The organism is Cupriavidus sp. HY129 (assembly GCF_059492215.1).
Map to the genome: position 1 here is coordinate 875,580 of NZ_CP083255.1, position 20,636 is coordinate 896,215.

At 63.7% G+C, this 20,636-nt stretch carries 6 protein-coding genes; 3 read left to right on the forward strand and 3 right to left on the reverse strand.

Annotated elements, in window-relative coordinates; all coding sequences use genetic code 11:
• Positions 1-428: 428 nt before the first annotated feature.
• Both K6G35_RS20330 and bamE read left to right on the forward strand, forming a co-directional pair.
• Positions 429-15,680 (forward strand): ESPR-type extended signal peptide-containing protein, encoded by a 15,252-nt coding sequence (locus tag K6G35_RS20330; protein WP_495676918.1) that lies wholly within the window; start codon positions 429-431, stop codon positions 15,678-15,680.
• Between the two features lie 81 nt (positions 15,681-15,761).
• Complete coding sequence (gene bamE, locus K6G35_RS20335) at positions 15,762-16,616, forward strand: outer membrane protein assembly factor BamE domain-containing protein (RefSeq protein ID WP_495676919.1); 855 nt, start codon at positions 15,762-15,764, stop codon at positions 16,614-16,616.
• A gap of 182 nt (positions 16,617-16,798) precedes the next feature.
• On the opposite strand, the gene K6G35_RS20340 is transcribed toward bamE, so the two are convergent.
• The 3 genes from K6G35_RS20340 to aqpZ all read right to left on the reverse strand — a co-directional run bounded on the left by K6G35_RS20340 (position 16,799) and on the right by aqpZ (position 19,012).
• On the reverse strand, positions 16,799-17,512 hold the full coding sequence (locus K6G35_RS20340) for a response regulator transcription factor (protein ID WP_495676920.1): 714 nt from the start codon (positions 17,510-17,512) through the stop codon (positions 16,799-16,801).
• 399 nt (positions 17,513-17,911) lie between these two features.
• Positions 17,912-18,292: a hypothetical protein gene (locus K6G35_RS20345; RefSeq protein WP_495676921.1), complete on the reverse strand. Its 381-nt coding sequence runs from the start codon at positions 18,290-18,292 to the stop codon at positions 17,912-17,914.
• Positions 18,293-18,307: 15 nt separating this feature from the next.
• Positions 18,308-19,012, reverse strand: coding sequence for an aquaporin Z (gene aqpZ / locus K6G35_RS20350; RefSeq protein WP_495676922.1), 705 nt, complete (start codon positions 19,010-19,012; stop codon positions 18,308-18,310).
• An 866-nt stretch (positions 19,013-19,878) separates the two neighbouring features.
• Here aqpZ and K6G35_RS20355 point away from each other — a divergent pair.
• Positions 19,879-20,610: a winged helix-turn-helix domain-containing protein gene (locus K6G35_RS20355; protein ID WP_495676923.1), complete on the forward strand. Its 732-nt coding sequence runs from the start codon at positions 19,879-19,881 to the stop codon at positions 20,608-20,610.
• The last annotated feature ends 26 nt before the right edge of the window (positions 20,611-20,636 follow it).

Here is a 20,636-nt window from a genome sequence, read left to right on the forward strand (position 1 = left end):
CCATCCCTAACGGCGGTTATTCGCGGGAGGGCGAACTGGGCACTTTCTATTATTTTGGGAAATTTCGCCGTATGTATTCGGAAGATTACGGCGAAATAAGACGTCGTGTCTCAATGTATTTATATCTGATTAAAGCGAAGCTTCATTCATTGCTATAGAACTACTTCTAGTAATGCCATGAAAGCCATTCAATCGCACACGTCGGCCGAATCGCGCATCCTTGCGCGGCTTTATCTGAGCGCCCGGTATCAAGACCGCTAAAAACCGTGTAGAGCGCGCCGACGGAATGACTGATAACCGATAGCCAGCCAGCAGGCAATACAAACAGGCTGGATATCTGTCGCGTAATTCCGCAGTCACCCAGGCAGCTTCCCACTTATCGAATCTACAAAGCTCGCGGGCTCATGGAGCCCGCATGGAGAAGTATTGTGAACAAGATTTATCGCCTGATCTGGAACTCGGCGCTGAATACCTGGGTGGTTGCCTCAGAGATTGCCACAGGGCGTACGAAACAATCGGGGCGCAAGCGCAAGCTGATGGCGACGGCAGCGCTTGCGCTGGTCGCCGGAGGTGCCGCAGCGCAGACGATCTCGCAGGGTACCGGTGGTGCCGGTTCCATGACTGTTGGCACCTCGGATATTGCATCCGGAACCAACAGTGCAGCGATTGGCATTAACAGTACGGCAACTGGCAATGATTCCATTGCCATCGGTGACACCGCCAAGGCCACAAATCTGCGCGCCATGGCCATCGGCAACTTGTCGGTGGCGTCAGGCCAGGAGGCCGTCGCGTACGGATACAACGCCACGGCCTCGGGTACCAACTCCACAGCCATCAGTCACTTCTCCACGGCGTCTGGCTACGACGCCGTTGCGATTGGTCCGTATTCCAGTGCCTCCGGTCAATATTCCGTGGCGATCGGTTCGGGGGCTTCCGCAAGCCAGACCGACACGGTCGCCATTGGCGATCATGCCACCAGTTTGGGCGCCGGAGCTATTGCCATTGGCCAACAATCCCAAGCGGCCAACGGTTTCGCTACGGCTGTTGGCTACCAGGCACTGGCCAATCAGGGCGGGGTAGCGATGGGCTACACGGCTTCGGCTGCCGGTAAGGATTCCCTCGCGATCGGCACGTCCGCCAGTACGAACAGCGGCGCGGAAGGTTCAATGGCGCTGGGCCGGAATAGTGCGACGGGTGCCAATGCCACGTCGGCTATCGCCATTGGCGATGGTGCTAACGCGACGGGAAACCACGCAGTGTCAATGGGGGCGAACGCGTCCGCAACGGGTAACAGCAGTGTCGCAATCGGTGCATCCGGCTACGCTGACGTGACAAACTCGAGTGGACCGGTCGCGAGTGGTGAGTATTCCTTTGCGAGCGGTATGAATGCCAAGGCAAGCGCGGGTAAATCGATTGCGTTCGGCTATGGCGCCGTGGCGGATGGTCCCGCCACCACAGATTCGCCGATTGCGATCGGTTCGGGTGCCCATGCCACCAACACTGGCGCAGCGGCCATTGGCATGGGTAGCACAGCATCCATGAATGCCTCCGCATTCGGCCAGTATTCGAACGCCACCGGCGTCGCGGCCACGGCGCTAGGCTATGGCGCCTCTGCTACCGGTATGAATTCGATTGCGCTGGGGTCTTACTCCAGCGCCAGTGCCGAAGCCGGGACAGCACTCGGTAGTGGCTCATCGGCCAGTTACTACGCCACCGCTGTTGGCCAAGGCGCAAAGGCGGGTGACAACTCCACCGCCGTTGGCCAGAGCTCGAAGGCAACCAGCATTGGCGCGGCACTCGGCTACGGCGCATCATCCACCGGTGGATACGCCACGGCCATCGGGGCTTACAGTTCCGCCAGCGGGCAGGGCAGCGTAGTGCTCGGAGGCGACTATGGGGGCAGCGCCCAGGCCTCCGGCTACCGTGCGATGGCGCTTGGCGCGGCCTCGTCGGCAACGCAGGACTATGCCATTGCAGAGGGCAGCGGTGCCGTCGCATCGAGCGTGAATGCGATCGCACTGGGTCGCGGCGCCAACGCGTCCGCGGCCAATTCCGTCGCGCTGGGCGCAAGTAGCACCACCACGGCAGACCTGACAAAGCCTGCTTACAATCCGAGCAAGACGGCGACTGTCGCCGGCACCGCACCTGTCGGCGAAGTGTCGGTTGGCTCGGCGGGTAAAGAGCGTCGTATCACGAACCTGGCAGCCGGTTCCGCTGCCACGGATGCCGTGAATGTGTCCCAATTGCAGGCCGCACAGACGCACTACTACAGCGTCAACGACAACGGCACGCAAGGCGCGAACTACAACAACGACGGCGCCACGGGGATTGGATCCCTGGCGGCAGGCACCAATGCCACCGCTTCGGGCGATCACTCCACTGCCGTGGGCGATGGTGCAAAGGCCAGCGCGAGCAGCTCTGTTGCCATCGGCTTTGGCGCCGTGGCCGATGGCCCCGCCGCCGCAGCTTCCCTGGTTGCGATCGGTACAAATGCCCATGCCACCAACACCGGCGCGACGGCGGTGGGTCTGGGAAGCACCGCGGGATTCAACGACTCCGCATTCGGCCAGAATTCGAATGCCACGGGCGGCTCGAGTGCAGCCCTCGGCTATAGTGCTTCCGCTACCGGCGGATTTTCGACTGCAGTGGGACCTTCCGCCAACGCCAGTGGTCAAAATGCGGTGGCGGTCGGCAGTAATACGTCAGCCGGCTACTACGGTTCTGCAATTGGCGGCAGTGCCAATGCCGGCATGAACTCGTCCGCTATCGGCGACAGCTCCATGGCTGATGGCGTGTCGGCGGCGCTTGGCCACGCAGCGTCGGCCACCGGGAGTTACAGCACTGCGCTGGGCCCCACTGCCAATGCGTCCGGGAGTGATTCACTTGCTGCGGGCGTACATGCAACTGCCTCGAACTCAGACGCAACGGCCATTGGCGCCTATTCGACGGCTTCTGGCGACCAGGCCATAGCCGCCGGCTACAAGGCCAATGCCAGTGCTCCCTGGTCGGCTGCGTTCGGTGCCAACGCTTCCGCAACGGCTGCCGACAGCGTGGCGATCGGTTCGGTCAGCTCGGCATCGGGCAAGGCGGCCGTTGCCCTGGGTGATCTGGCCAATGCAACGGCCGACAACAGCGTCGCACTGGGTGCCCGCAGCACCACCACGGCCAACCTGAGTGCAGCCGCGTACAACCCCGGCACAGGTACCCTCGCGGGCACCAGCCCGTTCGGTGAAGTGTCGGTCGGCTCTGCCGGTGCGGAACGCCGCATCACGAACCTGGCAGCAGGTTCCGCCGCCACGGATGCCGTGAACGTGTCCCAATTGCAGGCAGCACAGACGCACTACTACAGCGTCAACGACACTGGCACTCCGACCGGCAACTACAACAACGACGGCGCCACGGGTATTGGGGCCCTGGCGGCAGGCACCAATGCCATCGCTTCGGGTGACCACTCCACTGCCGTTGGCGATGGAGCGAAGGCCAGCTCGAGTAGCGCCATTGCCATTGGCAATGGCGCCGTGGCGGATGGCCCCGTTTTAGTAGATTCCGCGATTGCGATCGGTACGAATGCCCATGCCAACAACACCGGCGCGACGGCGGTGGGTCTGGGAAGCACGGCGGGATTCAACGACTCCGCATTCGGTCAGAACTCGAATGCCACTGGCAATTCGAGTGTGGCGCTCGGCAACAGAGCTTCCGCTACCGGCTATATGTCGACTGCCGTGGGACCTTACTCCAGCGCCAGTTCTGAAGGTGCGGTGGCGGTTGGCAATGGTTCGTCAGGCGGCTACTACGGGACTGCCGTTGGGGCCGGTGCCAATGCAGGCATGAACTCGTCCGCCATCGGTGACGGTTCCATGGCCAATGGCGTGTCGGCGGCGCTTGGCCACGGAGCATCGGCCAGCGGCGGCTATAGCTCTGCGCTGGGTCCCCAGGCCAAGGCATCTGGGAGCGACTCGCTTGCGGCGGGACTAAATGCAAATGCCTTGAACTCAGAAGCGACAGCCCTTGGCTCCAATTCGACAGCATCCGGTGAAGATAGCATCGCCGCCGGCTACAAGGCCAATGCCAGCGCTTACCAGTCGGCTGCGTTCGGCGCCGGTGCTTCCGCAACGGCTGCCAACAGCGTCGCTTTGGGTGCGAACAGCACCACCACGGCTGACCTGACCGCAGCTGCATACAACCCCGGCACCGCCACCCTTGCGGGCACGACCCCGGTGGGCGAAGTGTCGGTGGGCTCGGCTGGCGCGGAACGCCGTATCACGAATCTGGCAGCAGGCTCGGCGGGTACCGATGCGGTCAACGTCAGCCAGCTGCAAAGTGCTATGGCCAGCGGCCAGACGCACTACTACAGCGTCAATGACAACGGCACGCAAGGCGCGAACTACAACAACAACGGCGCCACTGGCGTCAATGCGCTGGCCGCAGGTGTGAACGCCAAGGCCAGCAGCGACGGAACGGTCGCGCTCGGTAGCAACGTCACAGCTGGTAGCGCAACCTACGATCCGCTCGTGTCGGGGATGATTGCCATCGGCTCTAAGGTTTCGGCCACAGCCAAGGGGGCGATCGCCGTCGGTACTGGCAACACGACCGCAACCGGTGATATGTCCATTGCGATGGGAACCGGCACGCAGGCCACGCAGGACAACGCAATTGCCATTGGGCAGACCTCTTCTGCCACCGCCCAGGGAACCATCGCATTTGGTCAACAGGCACAGGCCAGCAGCAACTACGGTGTTGCGATCGGCTACATGACTCGCGCCCAGGCTGACCCGGGTACGGCAGGCGATCTGGGTACCGGCGCCACTGCGGTGGGTGATCGGGCAAACGCGAGCGGCACGGGCGCTGCGGCATTCGGCTATGAAACGGGTGCCGTCGGCGTGGGCTCCACGGCACTGGGTTCGTATTCCGCCGCGACCAACAAATATGCCACCGCAGTCGGCTACATGGCCAAGGCGACGGGCAGCAGCGCCACCGCAGTGGGCGACAGCTCAAGCGCCTCGGATTACGCCACGGCCATCGGTCGCAGCGCGAGCGCAACGGGCAACTCGTCGACCGCCATTGGCCGCAGCTCGAGCGCCGCGGGTGTCAACGCGGCCGCCATCGGCCCGGGCGCACAGGCGGTAGCCGACCAATCCCTCGCACTTGGATTGTCGGCCAAGAGCAGTGTCAAAGATGGCGTGGCACTGGGCTCCAGTTCCGTAGCCAGTGTTGACAAGGGCGTAGCCGGGTACGTTCCCGCAGGGGTCTCACCAGCGCAGTCGAGTGCTGTTGCCGCGACCACCAGCACACTCGCCGCCGTCTCGGTCGGTGATGCAAGCAACGGCGTGTTCCGCCAGATCAATGGCGTGGCAGCCGGCACGGTCGACAGCGACGCGGTGAACGTGGCGCAACTGAAGGCGGTGGACAGCAAGGCCAGCGCTGGCTGGAACCTGCAGGCCAACGGTGGCACGGCCAGCAACGTTGCCCCGGGCGGTACCGTCAACGTTGTGAATGGCAACAACATCAACGTCACGCAGAACGGCAACCAACTCACCATCGCCACGGCTGACGATGTGAGCTTCAGTTCGGTCACCACCGGGAACACGAAGCTTGATACCAATGGTCTGACGATCAACGGTGGTCCGAGCGTGACGACGGCCGGCATTGACGCAGGCGGCAAGGTGATCTCGAACGTAGCGCCGGGTGTGGCGGGTACCGACGCGGTGAACGTGGATCAGTTGACGGCAGTGGACACCAAGGTCGACAACGTGACCAACACGGTGAACAACTTCGCCGGTGACCAGTCGACGACGAACACGACGATCAACGGTCGTGGCATCCGCTACGTGCGCACCAACGACGCGGGCCTGCCGGTGAGCGACGCGTTCGCTCAAGGCCAGGGTTCGACGGCGGTGGGCTATGAGGCGAAGTCGACGGGTGCGGATGCACTGGCCCTGGGCCGTAACGCCCAGGCCTCGGCGGACAACTCGGTGGCGCTCGGTGCGAACAGCACGACGACGGCGGATCTGACGACGCCAGCCTACAACCCGGGTACGGGCACGATCGCAGGCACGAGCCCGGTGGGCGAAGTGTCGGTGGGTTCGGCCGGTGCGGAGCGTCGCATCACCAACCTGGCCGCAGGCGCAGCCGACACCGATGCGGTCAACGTGTCGCAACTGAAGGCGGTGGATGGCAAGGTGAACAACCTTGACGACCGCGCCGTGAAGTACGACGTGGATCCGACAACGGGTGCAGTGAACTACAACAGCGTGACGCTGGGTGGTGACACGTACAACACGACGACCAAGCAGGGTGGCACGGTGATCCACAACGTGGCAGCCGGCACCAGCGGCGGCGACGCGGTGAACGTTGACCAGCTGAACCAGCAGGGCTCTGACCTGACCTCGAAGGGTCTGAACTTCGCGGGTAACAGCGGCACGGCGGTTCACACGAATCTGGGCGACACGCTGACGATCGCTGGCACGGCGACGACGGCCGGTACCTACTCGGGCAACAACCTGAAGACGGTGACCGATCCAGCGACGGGCGCGGTGAACCTGCAGATGGCAGACAACCCCGAATTCACCTCGGTGAAGACGGGTAACACCACGATCAACGACAGCGGTCTGACGATCAATGGTGGCCCGAGCGTAACGGTGGCCGGCATTGACGCAGGCGGCAAGAAGATCGTGAATGTGGCGCCGGGAGACGTGAGCGCAACGAGCACGGACGCAGTCAATGGTTCGCAGCTCAACGAGACGAACCAGACCGTCACGAATCTGGGCGACACGGTGAACAACTTCGCCGGCGACCAGTCGACGTCGAACACGACCATCAATGGCCGTGGTATCCGCTACGTGCGTACCAACGACACGAACCTGCCGGTGAGCGATGCGTTCGCTCAGGGCCAGGGCTCGACGGCGGTGGGCTATGAAGCGAAGTCGACGGGTGCGGACGCATTGGCTCTGGGCCGTAACGCCCAGGCCTCGGCGGACAACTCGGTGGCGCTCGGTGCGAACAGCACCACGACGGCAGATTTGACGACACCAGCCTACAACCCGGGCACGGGCACGATCGCAGGCACGAGCCCGGCGGGTGAAGTGTCGGTGGGCTCGGCGGGCGCGGAGCGTCGTATCACCAACCTGGCGGCGGGCGCAGCGGACACCGATGCGGTGAACGTGAGCCAGCTGAAGTCGGCGACGGCAGCGTCGGTGGCAGATGCGGTGATGTATGACAACAGCACCCACAACTCGGTGACGCTGGGTGGGGATACGTACAACTCGACGACGAAGACGGGCGGTACGAAGATCACCAACGTGGCTCGCGGCGTGAATGACAGCGATGCGGTCAACATGTCGCAACTCAACGAGACGAACCAGACCGTCACGAACCTGGGCGACACGGTGAACAACTTCGCCGGCGACCAGTCGACGACGAACACGACGATCAATGGTCGCGGTATCCGCTACGTGCGCACCAACGACACGGGCCTGCCGGTGAGCGATGCGTTTGCTCAAGGCCAGGGTTCGACGGCGGTGGGCTATGAGGCGAAGTCGACGGGTGCGGAAGCACTGGCCCTGGGCCGCAATGCCCAAGCCTCGGCGGACAACTCGGTGGCGCTCGGTGCGAACAGCACGACGACGGCAGATCTGACGACGCAGGCATATAACCCAAGCAGCACGGCAACCATTGCGGGTACCTCGCCGGTGGGCGAAGTGTCGGTGGGATCGGCAGGCGCCGAGCGTCGTATCACCAACCTGGCGGCGGGCGCAGCGGACACCGATGCAGTGAACGTGTCGCAACTGAAGGCAGTGGATGGCAAGGTGAACAACCTTGACGACCGCGCCGTGAAGTACGACGTGGATCCGACGACGGGCGCAGTGAACTACAACAGCGTGACGCTGGGTGGGGATACGTACAACACGACGACCAAGACGGGCGGTACGGTGATCCACAACGTGGCAGCCGGCACCAGCGGCGGCGACGCGGTGAACGTTGACCAGCTGAACCAGCAGGGCTCTGACCTGACCTCGAAGGGTCTGAACTTTGCCGGTAACAGCGGCACGGCGGTTCATACGAACCTGGGCGACACGCTGACGATCGCTGGCACGGCGACGACGGCGGGCACCTACTCGGGTAACAACCTGAAGACGGTGACCGATCCGGCGACGGGCGCGGTTCAGTTGCAGATGGCAGACAACCCTGAGTTCACCTCGGTGAAGACGGGTAACACCACGATCAACGACAGCGGTCTGACGATTGCCGGTGGTCCGAGCGTGACGACGGCCGGCATTGACGCAGGCGGCAAGGTGATCTCGAACGTTGCGCCGGGTGTGGCAGGTACGGACGCGGTGAACGTGGATCAGTTGACGGCGGTGGACACCAAGGTCGACAACGTGACCAACACGGTGAACAACTTCGCCGGTGACCAGTCGACGACGAACACGACGATCAATGGCCGTGGTATCCGCTACGTGCGTACCAACGACACGGGCCTGCCGGTGAGCGACGCGTTTGCTCAAGGCCAGGGCTCGACGGCGGTGGGCTATGAGGCGAAGTCGACGGGTGCGGACGCACTGGCTCTGGGCCGTAACGCCCAGGCCTCGGCGGACAACTCGGTGGCGCTCGGTGCGAACAGCACCACGACGGCAGATTTGACGACACCAGCCTACAACCCGGGCACGGGCACGATCGCAGGCACGAGCCCGGCGGGTGAAGTGTCGGTGGGCTCGGCGGGCGCGGAGCGTCGTATCACCAACCTGGCGGCGGGCGCAGCGGACACCGATGCGGTGAACGTGAGCCAGCTGAAGTCGGCGACGGCAGCGTCGGTGGCAGATGCGGTGATGTATGACAACAGCACCCACAACTCGGTGACGCTGGGTGGGGATACGTACAACTCGACGACGAAGACGGGCGGTACGAAGATCACCAACGTGGCTCGCGGCGTGAATGACAGCGATGCGGTCAACATGTCGCAACTCAACGAGACGAACCAGACCGTCACGAACCTGGGCGACACGGTGAACAACTTCGCCGGCGACCAGTCGACGACGAACACGACGATCAATGGTCGCGGTATCCGCTACGTGCGCACCAACGACACGGGCCTGCCGGTGAGCGATGCGTTTGCTCAAGGCCAGGGTTCGACGGCGGTGGGCTATGAGGCGAAGTCGACGGGTGCGGACGCACTGGCTCTGGGCCGTAACGCCCAGGCCTCGGCGGACAACTCGGTGGCGCTCGGTGCGAACAGCACCACGACGGCGGATCTGACGACGCCGGCCTACAACCCGAGCAGCACCGCAACCATCGCGGGCACGAGCCCGGTGGGCGAAGTGTCGGTGGGCTCGGCAGGCGCGGGGCGTCGTATCACGAACCTGGCAGCCGGTTCGGCGGACACGGATGCGGTGAACGTGTCGCAACTGAAGGCGGTGGATGGCAAGGTGAACAACCTTGACGACCGCGCCGTGAAGTACGACGTGGATCCGACGACGGGTGCGGTGAACTACAACAGCGTGACGCTGGGTGGGGATACGTACAACACGACGACCAAGACGGGCGGCACGGTGATCCACAACGTGGCGGCCGGCACCAGCGGCGGCGATGCGGTGAACGTGGATCAGTTGACGGCGGTGGACACCAAGGTCGACAACGTGACCAACACGGTGAACAATTTCGCCGGCGACCAGTCGACGACGAACACGACGATCAATGGCCGTGGTATCCGCTACGTGCGCACCAACGACACGGGCCTGCCGGTGAGCGACGCGTTTGCTCAAGGTCAGGGCTCGACGGCGGTGGGCTATGAGGCGAAGTCGACGGGTGCGGACGCACTGGCCCTGGGCCGTAACGCCCAGGCCTCGGCGGACAACTCGGTGGCGCTCGGTGCGAACAGCACGACGACGGCGGATCTGACGACGCCGGCCTACAACCCGGGCACGGGCACGATCGCAGGCACCTCGCCGGTGGGCGAAGTGTCGGTGGGTTCGGCGGGCGCGGAGCGTCGTATCACGAACCTGGCGGCGGGCGCAGCGGACACCGATGCGGTGAACGTGAGCCAGCTGAAGTCGGCGACGGCAGCGTCGGTGGCCGATGCGGTGATGTATGACAACAGCACCCACAACTCGGTGACGCTGGGTGGGGATACGTATAACTCGACGACGAAGACGGGTGGTACGAAGATCACCAACGTGGCGGCGGGTACCAACCCGAGCGACGCGGTGAACTACCAGCAGTTGAGCGAGACGAACCAGAACGTCACGAACCTGGGCGACACGGTGAACAACTTCGCCGGCAACCAGACGTCGGAGTACACCACGATCGAAGGCACGGGTATCCGTTACGCTCGCACCAATGAGACGGGTCTGGCACAGAGCGACGCGTTCGCCGAAGGCCAGGGCTCGACGGCGGTGGGTTACGAAGCGAAGTCGACGGGTGCGAACGCCCTGGCTCTGGGCCGTAACGCGCTGGCCTCGGCGGACAACTCGGTGGCGCTCGGTGCGAACAGCACCACGACGGCGGATCTGACGACGCCGGCCTACAACCCGGGTACGGGCACGATCGCAGGTACTTCACCGGTGGGCGAAGTGTCGGTGGGTTCGGCGGGCGCGGAGCGTCGCATTACCAACCTGGCGGCGGGCGCAGCGGACACCGATGCGGTGAACGTGAGCCAGCTGAAGTCGGCGACGGCAGCGTCGGTGGCGGATGCGGTGATGTATGACAACAGCACCCACAACTCGGTGACGCTGGGTGGCGACACGTACAACACGACGACCAAGACGGGTGGTACGGTGATCCACAACGTGGCAGCCGGCACCAGCGGCGGCGACGCGGTGAACGTTGACCAGCTGAACCAGCAGGGCTCTGACCTGACTGCGAAGGGTCTGAACTTCGCGGGCAACAGCGGCACGGCGGTTCACACCAACCTGGGCGACACGCTGACGATCGCTGGCACGGCGACGACGGCGGGCACCTACTCGGGCAACAACCTGAAGACGGTGACCGATCCGGCGACGGGTGCGGTTCAGCTGCAGATGGCGGACGCACCGAAGTTCGGCAACGTGACGATCAACGACGGTGGCTCGGGCAAGATCACGGGCGTGACGGCCGGCACGGCCGCCACGGACGCGGTGAACGTGAGCCAGCTGACGCAGGTCGCGGATTCGTCGGTGAAGTACGACAAGAACACCGACGGTACGACGAACTACAACTCGGTGACGCTGGGTGGTGATACGTACAACACGACGACCAAGACGGGCGGCACGGTGATCCACAACGTGGCGGCCGGTACCAGTGGCGGCGACGCGGTGAACGTTGACCAGTTGAACACGACGGTGGATGCGGCCAAGACGCACTACTACAGCGTGAACGACAACGGCGTGCAGGGTGGCAACTACGCCAACGACGGCGCAACGGGTGTGAACTCGCTGGCCGCCGGTGTGGGCGCCAAGGCAACGGCTGATGGTGGCGTGGCGCTGGGCTCTGGCTCGGTGGCGAGCACGGCAGCAGGTGTAGCCGGGTTCGTGCCGCAGAGCGCAAGCGCGGCACAGGGCGCGGCGATCGCGGCGACGACCAGCACGCTGGGCGCGGTGTCGGTGGGTGATGCGGCTAACGGCCAGTTCCGCCAGATCACGGGTGTGGCAGCCGGTACGGCCGACAGCGACGCGGTGAACGTTGCGCAGCTCAAGGGCGTGGACCAGAAGGTCGACGTCCTGGACAACAACGCCGTGAAGTACGACAAGAACACCGACGGTACGACGAACTACAACAGCGTGACGCTGGGTGGTGATACGTACAACACGACGACGAAGACGGGTGGTACGGTGATCCACAACGTGGCAGCCGGCACCAGCGGCGGCGATGCGGTGAACGTTGACCAGTTGAATCAGCAAGGTTCTGACCTGACCTCGAAGGGTCTGAACTTCGCGGGCAACAGCGGCACGGCGGTTCACACCAACCTGGGCGACACGCTGACGATCGCTGGCACGGCGACGACGGCGGGCACCTACTCGGGCAACAACCTGAAGACGGTGACCGATCCGGCGACGGGTGCGGTTCAGCTGCAGATGGCGGACGCACCGAAGTTCGGCAACGTGACGATCAACGACGGTGGCTCGGGCAAGATCACGGGCGTGACGGCCGGCACGGCCGCCACGGACGCGGTGAACGTAAGCCAGCTGACGCAGGTCGCGGATTCGTCGGTGAAGTACGACAAGAACACCGACGGTACGACGAACTACAACTCGGTGACGCTGGGTGGTGACACGTACAACACGACGACCAAGACGGGCGGTACGGTGATCCACAACGTGGCGGCCGGCACCAGCGGCGGCGACGCGGTGAACGTTGACCAGTTGAACACGACGGTGGATGCGGCCAAGACGCACTACTACAGCGTGAACGACAACGGCGTGCAGGGTGGCAACTACGCCAACGACGGCGCAACGGGTGTGAACTCGCTGGCCGCCGGTGTGGGCGCCAAGGCAACGGCTGACGGTGGCGTGGCGCTGGGCTCTGGCTCGGTGGCAAGCACGGCAGCAGGTGTAGCCGGGTTCGTGCCGCAGAGCGCAAGCGCGGCACAGGGCGCGGCGATCGCGGCGACGACCAGCACGCTGGGCGCGGTGTCGGTGGGCGATGCGGCTAACGGCCAGTTCCGCCAGATCACGGGTGTGGCAGCCGGTACGGCCGACAGCGACGCGGTGAACGTTGCGCAGCTCAAGGGCGTGGACCAGAAGGTCGACGTCCTGGACAACAACGCCGTGAAGTACGACAAGAACACCGACGGTACGGTGAACTACAACTCGGTGACGCTGGGTGGTGACACGTACAACTCGACGACGAAGACGGGTGGTACGGTGATCCACAACGTGGCAGCCGGCACCAGCGGCGGCGATGCGGTGAACGTTGACCAGCTGAATCAGCAAGGTTCTGACCTGACCTCGAAGGGTCTGAACTTTGCCGGTAACAGCGGCACGGCGGTTCACACCAACCTGGGCGACACGCTGACGATCGCTGGCACGGCGACGACGGCGGGCACCTACTCGGGCAACAACCTGAAGACGGTGACCGATCCGGCGACGGGTGCGGTGAACCTGCAGATGGCGGACGCACCGAAGTTCGGCAATGTGACGATCAACGACGGTGGCTCGGGCAAGATCACGGGCGTGACGGCCGGCACGGCCGCCACCGACGCGGTGAACGTAAGCCAGCTGACGCAGGTCGCGGATTCGTCGGTGAAGTACGACAAGAACACCGACGGTACGACGAACTACAACAGCGTGACGCTGGGTGGTGATACGTACAACACGACGACGAAGACGGGTGGTACGGTGATCCACAACGTGGCAGCCGGCACCAGCGGCGGCGATGCGGTGAACGTTGACCAGTTGAATCAGCAAGGTTCTGACCTGACCTCGAAGGGTCTGAACTTCGCGGGCAACAGCGGCACGGCGGTTCACACCAACCTGGGCGACACGCTGACGATCGCTGGCACGGCGACGACGGCGGGCACCTACTCGGGCAACAACCTGAAGACGGTGACCGATCCGGCGACGGGTGCGGTTCAGCTGCAGATGGCGGACGCACCGAAGTTCGGCAACGTGACGATCAACGACGGTGGCTCGGGCAAGATCACGGGCGTGACGGCCGGCACGGCCGCCACGGACGCGGTGAACGTAAGCCAGCTGACGCAGGTCGCGGATTCGTCGGTGAAGTACGACAAGAACACCGACGGTACGACGAACTACAACTCGGTGACGCTGGGTGGTGACACGTACAACACGACGACCAAGACGGGCGGTACGGTGATCCACAACGTGGCGGCCGGCACCAGCGGCGGCGACGCGGTGAACGTTGACCAGTTGAACACGACGGTGGATGCGGCCAAGACGCACTACTACAGCGTGAACGACAACGGCGTGCAGGGTGGCAACTACGCCAACGACGGCGCAACGGGTGTGAACTCGCTGGCCGCCGGTGTGGGCGCCAAGGCAACGGCTGACGGTGGCGTGGCGCTGGGCTCTGGCTCGGTGGCAAGCACGGCAGCAGGTGTAGCCGGGTTCGTGCCGCAGAGCGCAAGCGCGGCACAGGGCGCGGCGATCGCGGCGACGACCAGCACGCTGGGCGCGGTGTCGGTGGGCGATGCGGCTAACGGCCAGTTCCGCCAGATCACGGGTGTGGCAGCCGGTACGGCCGACAGCGACGCGGTGAACGTTGCGCAGCTCAAGGGCGTGGACCAGAAGGTCGACGTCCTGGACAACAACGCCGTGAAGTACGACAAGAACACCGACGGTACGGTGAACTACAACTCGGTGACGCTGGGTGGTGACACGTACAACTCGACGACGAAGACGGGTGGTACGGTGATCCACAACGTGGCAGCCGGCACCAGTGGCGGCGACGCGGTGAACGTGGACCAGTTGAACACCACGGTGGATGCCTCGAAGACGCACTACTACAGCGTGAACGACGACGGTAAGCAGGGCGCCAACTACGCCAACGACGGCGCAACCGGTCTGAACGCGATGGCCATGGGCGTGGGCGCGTCGGCGTCGACCGCCGGTGGCGTGGCACTGGGCTCGGGCTCTGTAGCCAGCACCGCAGGTGGTATCGCGGGCTGGGTGCCGACCGGTGCGGATGCCACGCTTGCCAACGCGGTGATGGGTACCATGGGCACGGCGGGCGCAGTATCGGTCGGTAACCCGGCAGCCGGCATCTATCGCCAGATCACCGGCGTGGCGGCAGGTACGGCTGACAGCGATGCGGTCAACGTGGCGCAGCTCAAGGCGGCAGTTGGCTCGGGTGGAACGGGTCCTGACGACGGTCGCAACGTGAAGTATGACGGTACTGGGAATGCCCCGAAGGATCACGTGACGCTGGCTGGCGATACGTCGACCGATGGTGGCAAGACCGGTGGCACCACGATCAGCAACCTGCACCAGGGTGATGTGTCGGCCAACAGCACCGATGCGGTCAACGGCGCGCAGTTGTACCAGACCAATACCCGTGTCGATAACCTCGAGACCACGGTCAACAACTGGGGTGACGTGATCAACAAGACGGAGGCCAACACGCGCTACTTCCAGGCTGATGGCACCAACACGGACGCCGACAAGGCATACGTGCAGGCTGGCACGAAGGGTGTGGCATCGGGCGCCAACGCCAGCGTCACCGGCAACAACGGTGTGGCGATGGGTAACACGGCGTCGGCATCGGGCAACAACTCGACGGCCATCGGCGCCAATACGAAGGCGACCCACGATAACAGCGTGGCGCTGGGTGCGGGCTCGGAGACCGATCGTGCTAACTCGGTGTCCGTGGGCACTGCGGGCAACGAGCGTCAGATCACGAACGTGGCAGCGGGTACCGCAGCGACTGACGCGGTCAACGTCTCCCAGCTGCAGTCGGGGCTGAACGATGTGCAGAACGCCGCGATCAACTACACCAACCAGCAGGTGAACAACGTCCGTCGTGATGCGTACGCTGGCACGGCATCGGCGATGGCAATGGCGGCACTGCCGCAAGCCACGCTGCCAGGCCGCGGCATGGTGGCGATGGGTGGTGGTACCTACGGTGGCCAGTCGGCAGTCGCGCTGGGCCTCTCGAAGATGTCCGAGAGCGGTCGCTGGGTCTTCAAGGCCCAGGCCACGAGCAACACCCGTGGCAACGTGGGTGTGGCGGCCGGCGCGGGCTTCCACTGGTAATTGATCGCGACGATGGTGTACCGCGGCGGCGTCAGGCACGCCGCCGCGTGTCCCGAACCTAACAGAATCCGAACCCAAGAAATGAAAGCCAAATCTACCTGGATCGCTGTCGCGACCGTACTGGTCGCCGCTGCAGCACTGCAGGGGTGCTCGACCACATCGAGTCGCCTCTCGGATGACGGCAAGTCCGACCAAATCGCATTTCCGGACCCGTCGTCGTCGTGGCCGAAGGACGGTACGTTCCCGAATATCGATAACCTGCGCATGCTGGCACCCGGCATGATAAAGTCCCAGCTTTATCCGCTGCTTGACCGGCCGCATTTCAACGAAGGCTTCTTTGGCGTGCGCGAATGGGACTACCTGTTCAACTTCCGCACGGGTCGCGCCGCGCCGGACGATATCGTCCAGTGCCAGATGAAGGTCGTTTTCGACAAGAACGAGAAGACCCGTGCGTACTACTGGAAACCGGAATCCTGTGCCAGTTTCCTGAACAAGCCGGCTCCTGAAGTGCAGCGCGTGGTCATGCCGCCCGTCGTCGCCAACGTGCCAACGGTGCTGCGCAACGCGACGCTGTCAGGCGACACGCTCTTCCGGTTCAACGGCTCGGGCCCGGGTGATCTGACCAGCGACGGCCGCAGGCAGATCGCGACGCTCGGTGCCGAGCTGACGCAACTGAAGTCCGTCACGCGTGTGGAAGTTCAGGCGTTCACCGACCGTATTGGGTCGGCAAACGCCAACAGGGTGCTGTCACAGAAACGCGCGGAAACGATCAAGAAGCTGCTGGTGGACAACGGTGTGGACTCGCGCGTTGTCGTGGCGGAAGGTCGCGGCAAGTCCGAGCCGGGTACGCAGTGCGGAACCCTGCCGCGCGCGAAGCTGATCGAATGCCTGGCGCCGGACCGTCGTGTGGAGATCCGCGTACTGGGTACGAAGTAAGGGCGCGACTGCCGTCTGTCCTCTTCTGGAGGAGGGGGACGGGCGGTCATGCATCCCATAAGTCCGACAAGAGTCGGACAAGTAAAAAGGCCGTTGCCCATATCGGGTAACGGCCTTTTTGCATATTTGCATGGGCGCTCGCGAGCATGCCAGCGAGGCGGGCACGGCTTTCCAATGACCTTCTAGATGCCGGAGTCAGGGGCGGCGATATCGAGCCGGTAGCCCATCGAATGCACGCCCCGCAGCGTCACGCCGTGCTCCGGGCGGAGCCGAAGCACGCGTCTAAGCCGGGCTACCATCGCAGCCAGCGCGCGCGATAGCGGTGGCAGGGTGCTGCCCCAGACGACGATCTCGATGTGATCACGTGGCAAGGTCACGGCGGGGGAAGAGAACATCAGCTTGGCCAGCGCAAATTCCTTGGGCGTCAAACGGATGGTCTCCGCGCGGAACCTCACGCAGCAGGCGTCGAGGTCAAGCGTGTAGTCGCCCGCACTGAGCTGCCTGCCGCCCGATCCTTCGCGCCTGCGGGCGCGCCGATGGTGGCCGATGATGCGTGGCAATAGGCTGCTCGGATCGCTGGTGAACACGACATAGTCGTCCGCACCGGCATCGAAAGCATCGATCAGATTCACCTGGGACGCGTTGTGGGCGATCACCAGGATCGGCATCTGGAGTGTGGTGGCGCGCCGGAGTGCCTGGACCACATCGGTGGCCGGATCGTCAGGCAGGTTGTCAGACACCAGTACCACATCGAATACAGAGCGCCGGAGCTCCCGAAACAACCTTGCGGAACTGGCGAAGCGGGACGATACGACACCGCCGGATTCCAGCACTTTGCTGATGCCGGTTGCGGAGGAGGGCTCCGCGTCAAGCAGTGCGATCTTGATCGAGTTCACTTTCAACTTCCGAAAGCAGGCGCCCGGCTACGGGAGCGCATTTATGATGACTCGATTGAGAGTAGCAAAGCCATTCAGCATGGCGATTCGGAAATTTCCGATGAAAGGAGTGATCCATCGGAATGGGTTAAGTACCCGAGAGCAAGTGATGCGCACGCAAATCACGGGCGTTCGGCAGGTGTCGAACCGGGCTCTCGGCGGTGCAGCGCCAGCCGCGAGAAACGCTGCTGCCGGCAGGGCTGGCGCCCAGAGATGACCTTGCCCGAAGGCGCAGCGCAGTTCACGCAATGCGATGAGCTGGGCGATGGTCTCGACTAGCGCGCAGCGGGGTGTCGGATGCCAAAGGAAGCTCCTGCCGGACCAATGGCCGGATTCCACCGCGGTGAAGGCTGTCGTGGTTCAACGGCCCGCACGCGCGCCGCGGCGGGTCTCTGCGCGATATTCCAGGTATGCCAGGCAACCGTCGGTGAACGCGCCGGTATATCGGCGGCAGGAAAGGGGCAGGCGGATGTCGTTGAGCTGAGCCCACTGATAGCCTTCCAGCATTTCGGCGCAGTGGTCACCGCAGTGCTGACCGACGATGCGCGGCAATGCGTCCGAGTAGCCCGGCGTGACCTTCGCGGACGCGGCCTGTCCGGCTGCAGGGCCAGACAGGATCGACGAGATGGTCGTGCCGGCGATGATCACTGCAACCACGGCCACCGCCACCAGGATCAGGAATCGATTGCGCCCCGGCTTGGCCGCCAGCGGGGCGGGCGCGGATTGAGACAGGATCTGCATTGGGAGAACAGCCTCTCAGTCCGCTTCGTTGACGAACAGCAGACGACCGAGCAGGCCGGCCAGGATCGCGCCGCAGATCGGTGCGACCCAGAAAACCCACAGTTGCTGAATCGCTACCCCACCAACGATGATCGCCGGACCCGTCGAGCGTGCGGGATTGACCGACGTGTTTGAGATTGGGATCGAGATCAGGTGAATCAGCGTCAGCGCCAGGCCGATCGCCAGCGGTGCCGCCGCGCGCGTGCGTCTGTAGCTGGTGGCGCCAATGATGATGATCAGGAAGAACGAGGTCATCAGCGTCTCTGTCGTTATCACCGCTCGCAGCCCATAACCGCCCGGCGACGCCGCACCGTAGCCGTTGGTCGCCAGGCCATTGGTCATCAGGTCGAAGCCGGGATTGGCGCTTGCCAGGTATAGCAGCGTGCCTGCGGCGCAAACGGCACCGAGCAACTGGGCCACAATGTACAGCGGCGCTTCGGCGACCGGGAAGCGTCCAGCGACGGCAAGGCCAACGGTAACGGCCGGGTTGAGGTGGCAGCCGGAGACCGGGCCGATGGCATAGGCCATGGTGACGACCGTCAGACCGAAAGCGAGCGATACACCGAGCAGACCGATACCAACGTTAGGGAAGGCTGCTGCGAATACTGCGGCGCCGCATCCGCCAAGGACCAGCCAGAAAGTGCCCAGCCATTCGGCCGTGAATCGTTTGCCAATATTCATGTTGTTACGTATGCCGTCGAGTATCGAAAGGGCGGCGTGCGCGGTGCGACCACCGCTCGCCGGTCGTCATTTTCGATATGCCGATGTACGACGGGGCTAAGACTCTTCCTGCGCTGCCACAGGCGAATTCCCGTTTCGATGCGAACGTTCCACTAGAAGCGCATGCCTGTGGCACAGCCTCCGGCGGCGTGGCCATTCCCGCCTCCTGCCGCGCAACCAAAGATCCCGCAGCCGCCAAGCAAGGTAACGACGGCAAGCACAGTTGCCGCACGGATGGCGCGGCTTCTTACAAAGTCAGCAAACGACGGAAAAGAGGTGCGGATCATGATTGCCATGGCCGATAGATGAAATGTACGCCGGTCCCACCGTGGCTCCTGGTCGCATTGGCCGAGTCGCGAACCATAAGGTATGCGTAGAAGACTAGCGCAAGCTTGGCCTGCGAGTAACGGTCACGCGCGGGCAAGAGTGGTTTGATCGTTGCCCAGTCCTTGAACAGTGGACTTGGCAAGATACCCCCCAGACCACAGAAGCCTGTGCCACGAGACCTAAGCTCCCACAGTTCGCGGTGGAATCCTGTCAGGTGGATCTTGCTGTTCATAGGCGCTTCGGGTGACAGTGGTTGATGTTGGCGACACGGCACCAATGTTCGAGGACCGGCTCGGCAAGTCGTTACGGCAAGCGTAAGGGCCGACTGGAATGCGCGGATTCGGAAGCTTCCTGATTGTCTTCAGAACCCTCCGCATTTGCGCGCCACGACATGCAATACCCTTGGCGGGTCAACCCGGCACCTAGCCGGGGAGAACGATTTTCATCACCGCCTCATGAATACCCTCGCCATACCCAGGCCGCTTGCAGTTGGCATTCTGGTGCCCGACGGCATCGATGCGACGATCGATCTGCTTCCGGCTTCCAGAGACTTCCATTACTCGATCTTTGTGTCGCTGGTTGACCTTGCGGAGGTTGGCCAGAGTATTCTGTTCGACCTCGTTGTCCTGATGCTGCCGGCTGTCAGTGGGCCGGGTCTGGCGTTCGTCGACCAGGTGAGAAAGCTCGGTTTCGATACGCCGCTGGTTGTCATTGTCACGACGCCAGATGCAAATGGCAGTGCGCATGCCTTCCATGACAGGATCGATGGATTCATTTCCGATCCACGATCGTCGGAGATCGTCGCCGCCGGGCTGATCGCGGCGCACCAGTGCCATTCACTGTCCCGCGAGGATAGAGGCTCTACTTTTCGGTTGGGCGACTATGTACTGGACATGCGCCAGCATTGCGTGTTGCTGCGCGGGGTAGCCGTCAAGCTGTCCGATCGGCAGTTTCGGCTTGCGCTCATGCTGTTCCGGAGCGCGGGCAAGACGCTGACCCGTGCCAGCATCGAACTGGAGATCTGGGGTGCGAGGCTGCCGACCTCGTCCAGGGCATTGTCGACGCTGATCTCCACCCTGCGCATGCAATTGGGCATGCGTTCACGCGGCCCGATTTCGATCCATGCCGTGTCGGGCTTCGGCTATCGACTCGAGGTGGGTGCGCCGGCAGGCAAGATGTCTCAGTCGGCAGTCGAGGATGAAGACGTTTCCCACGCCCGGCAAGCGGCGTGAATCGGGCGCGCTGGATCATCACGGAG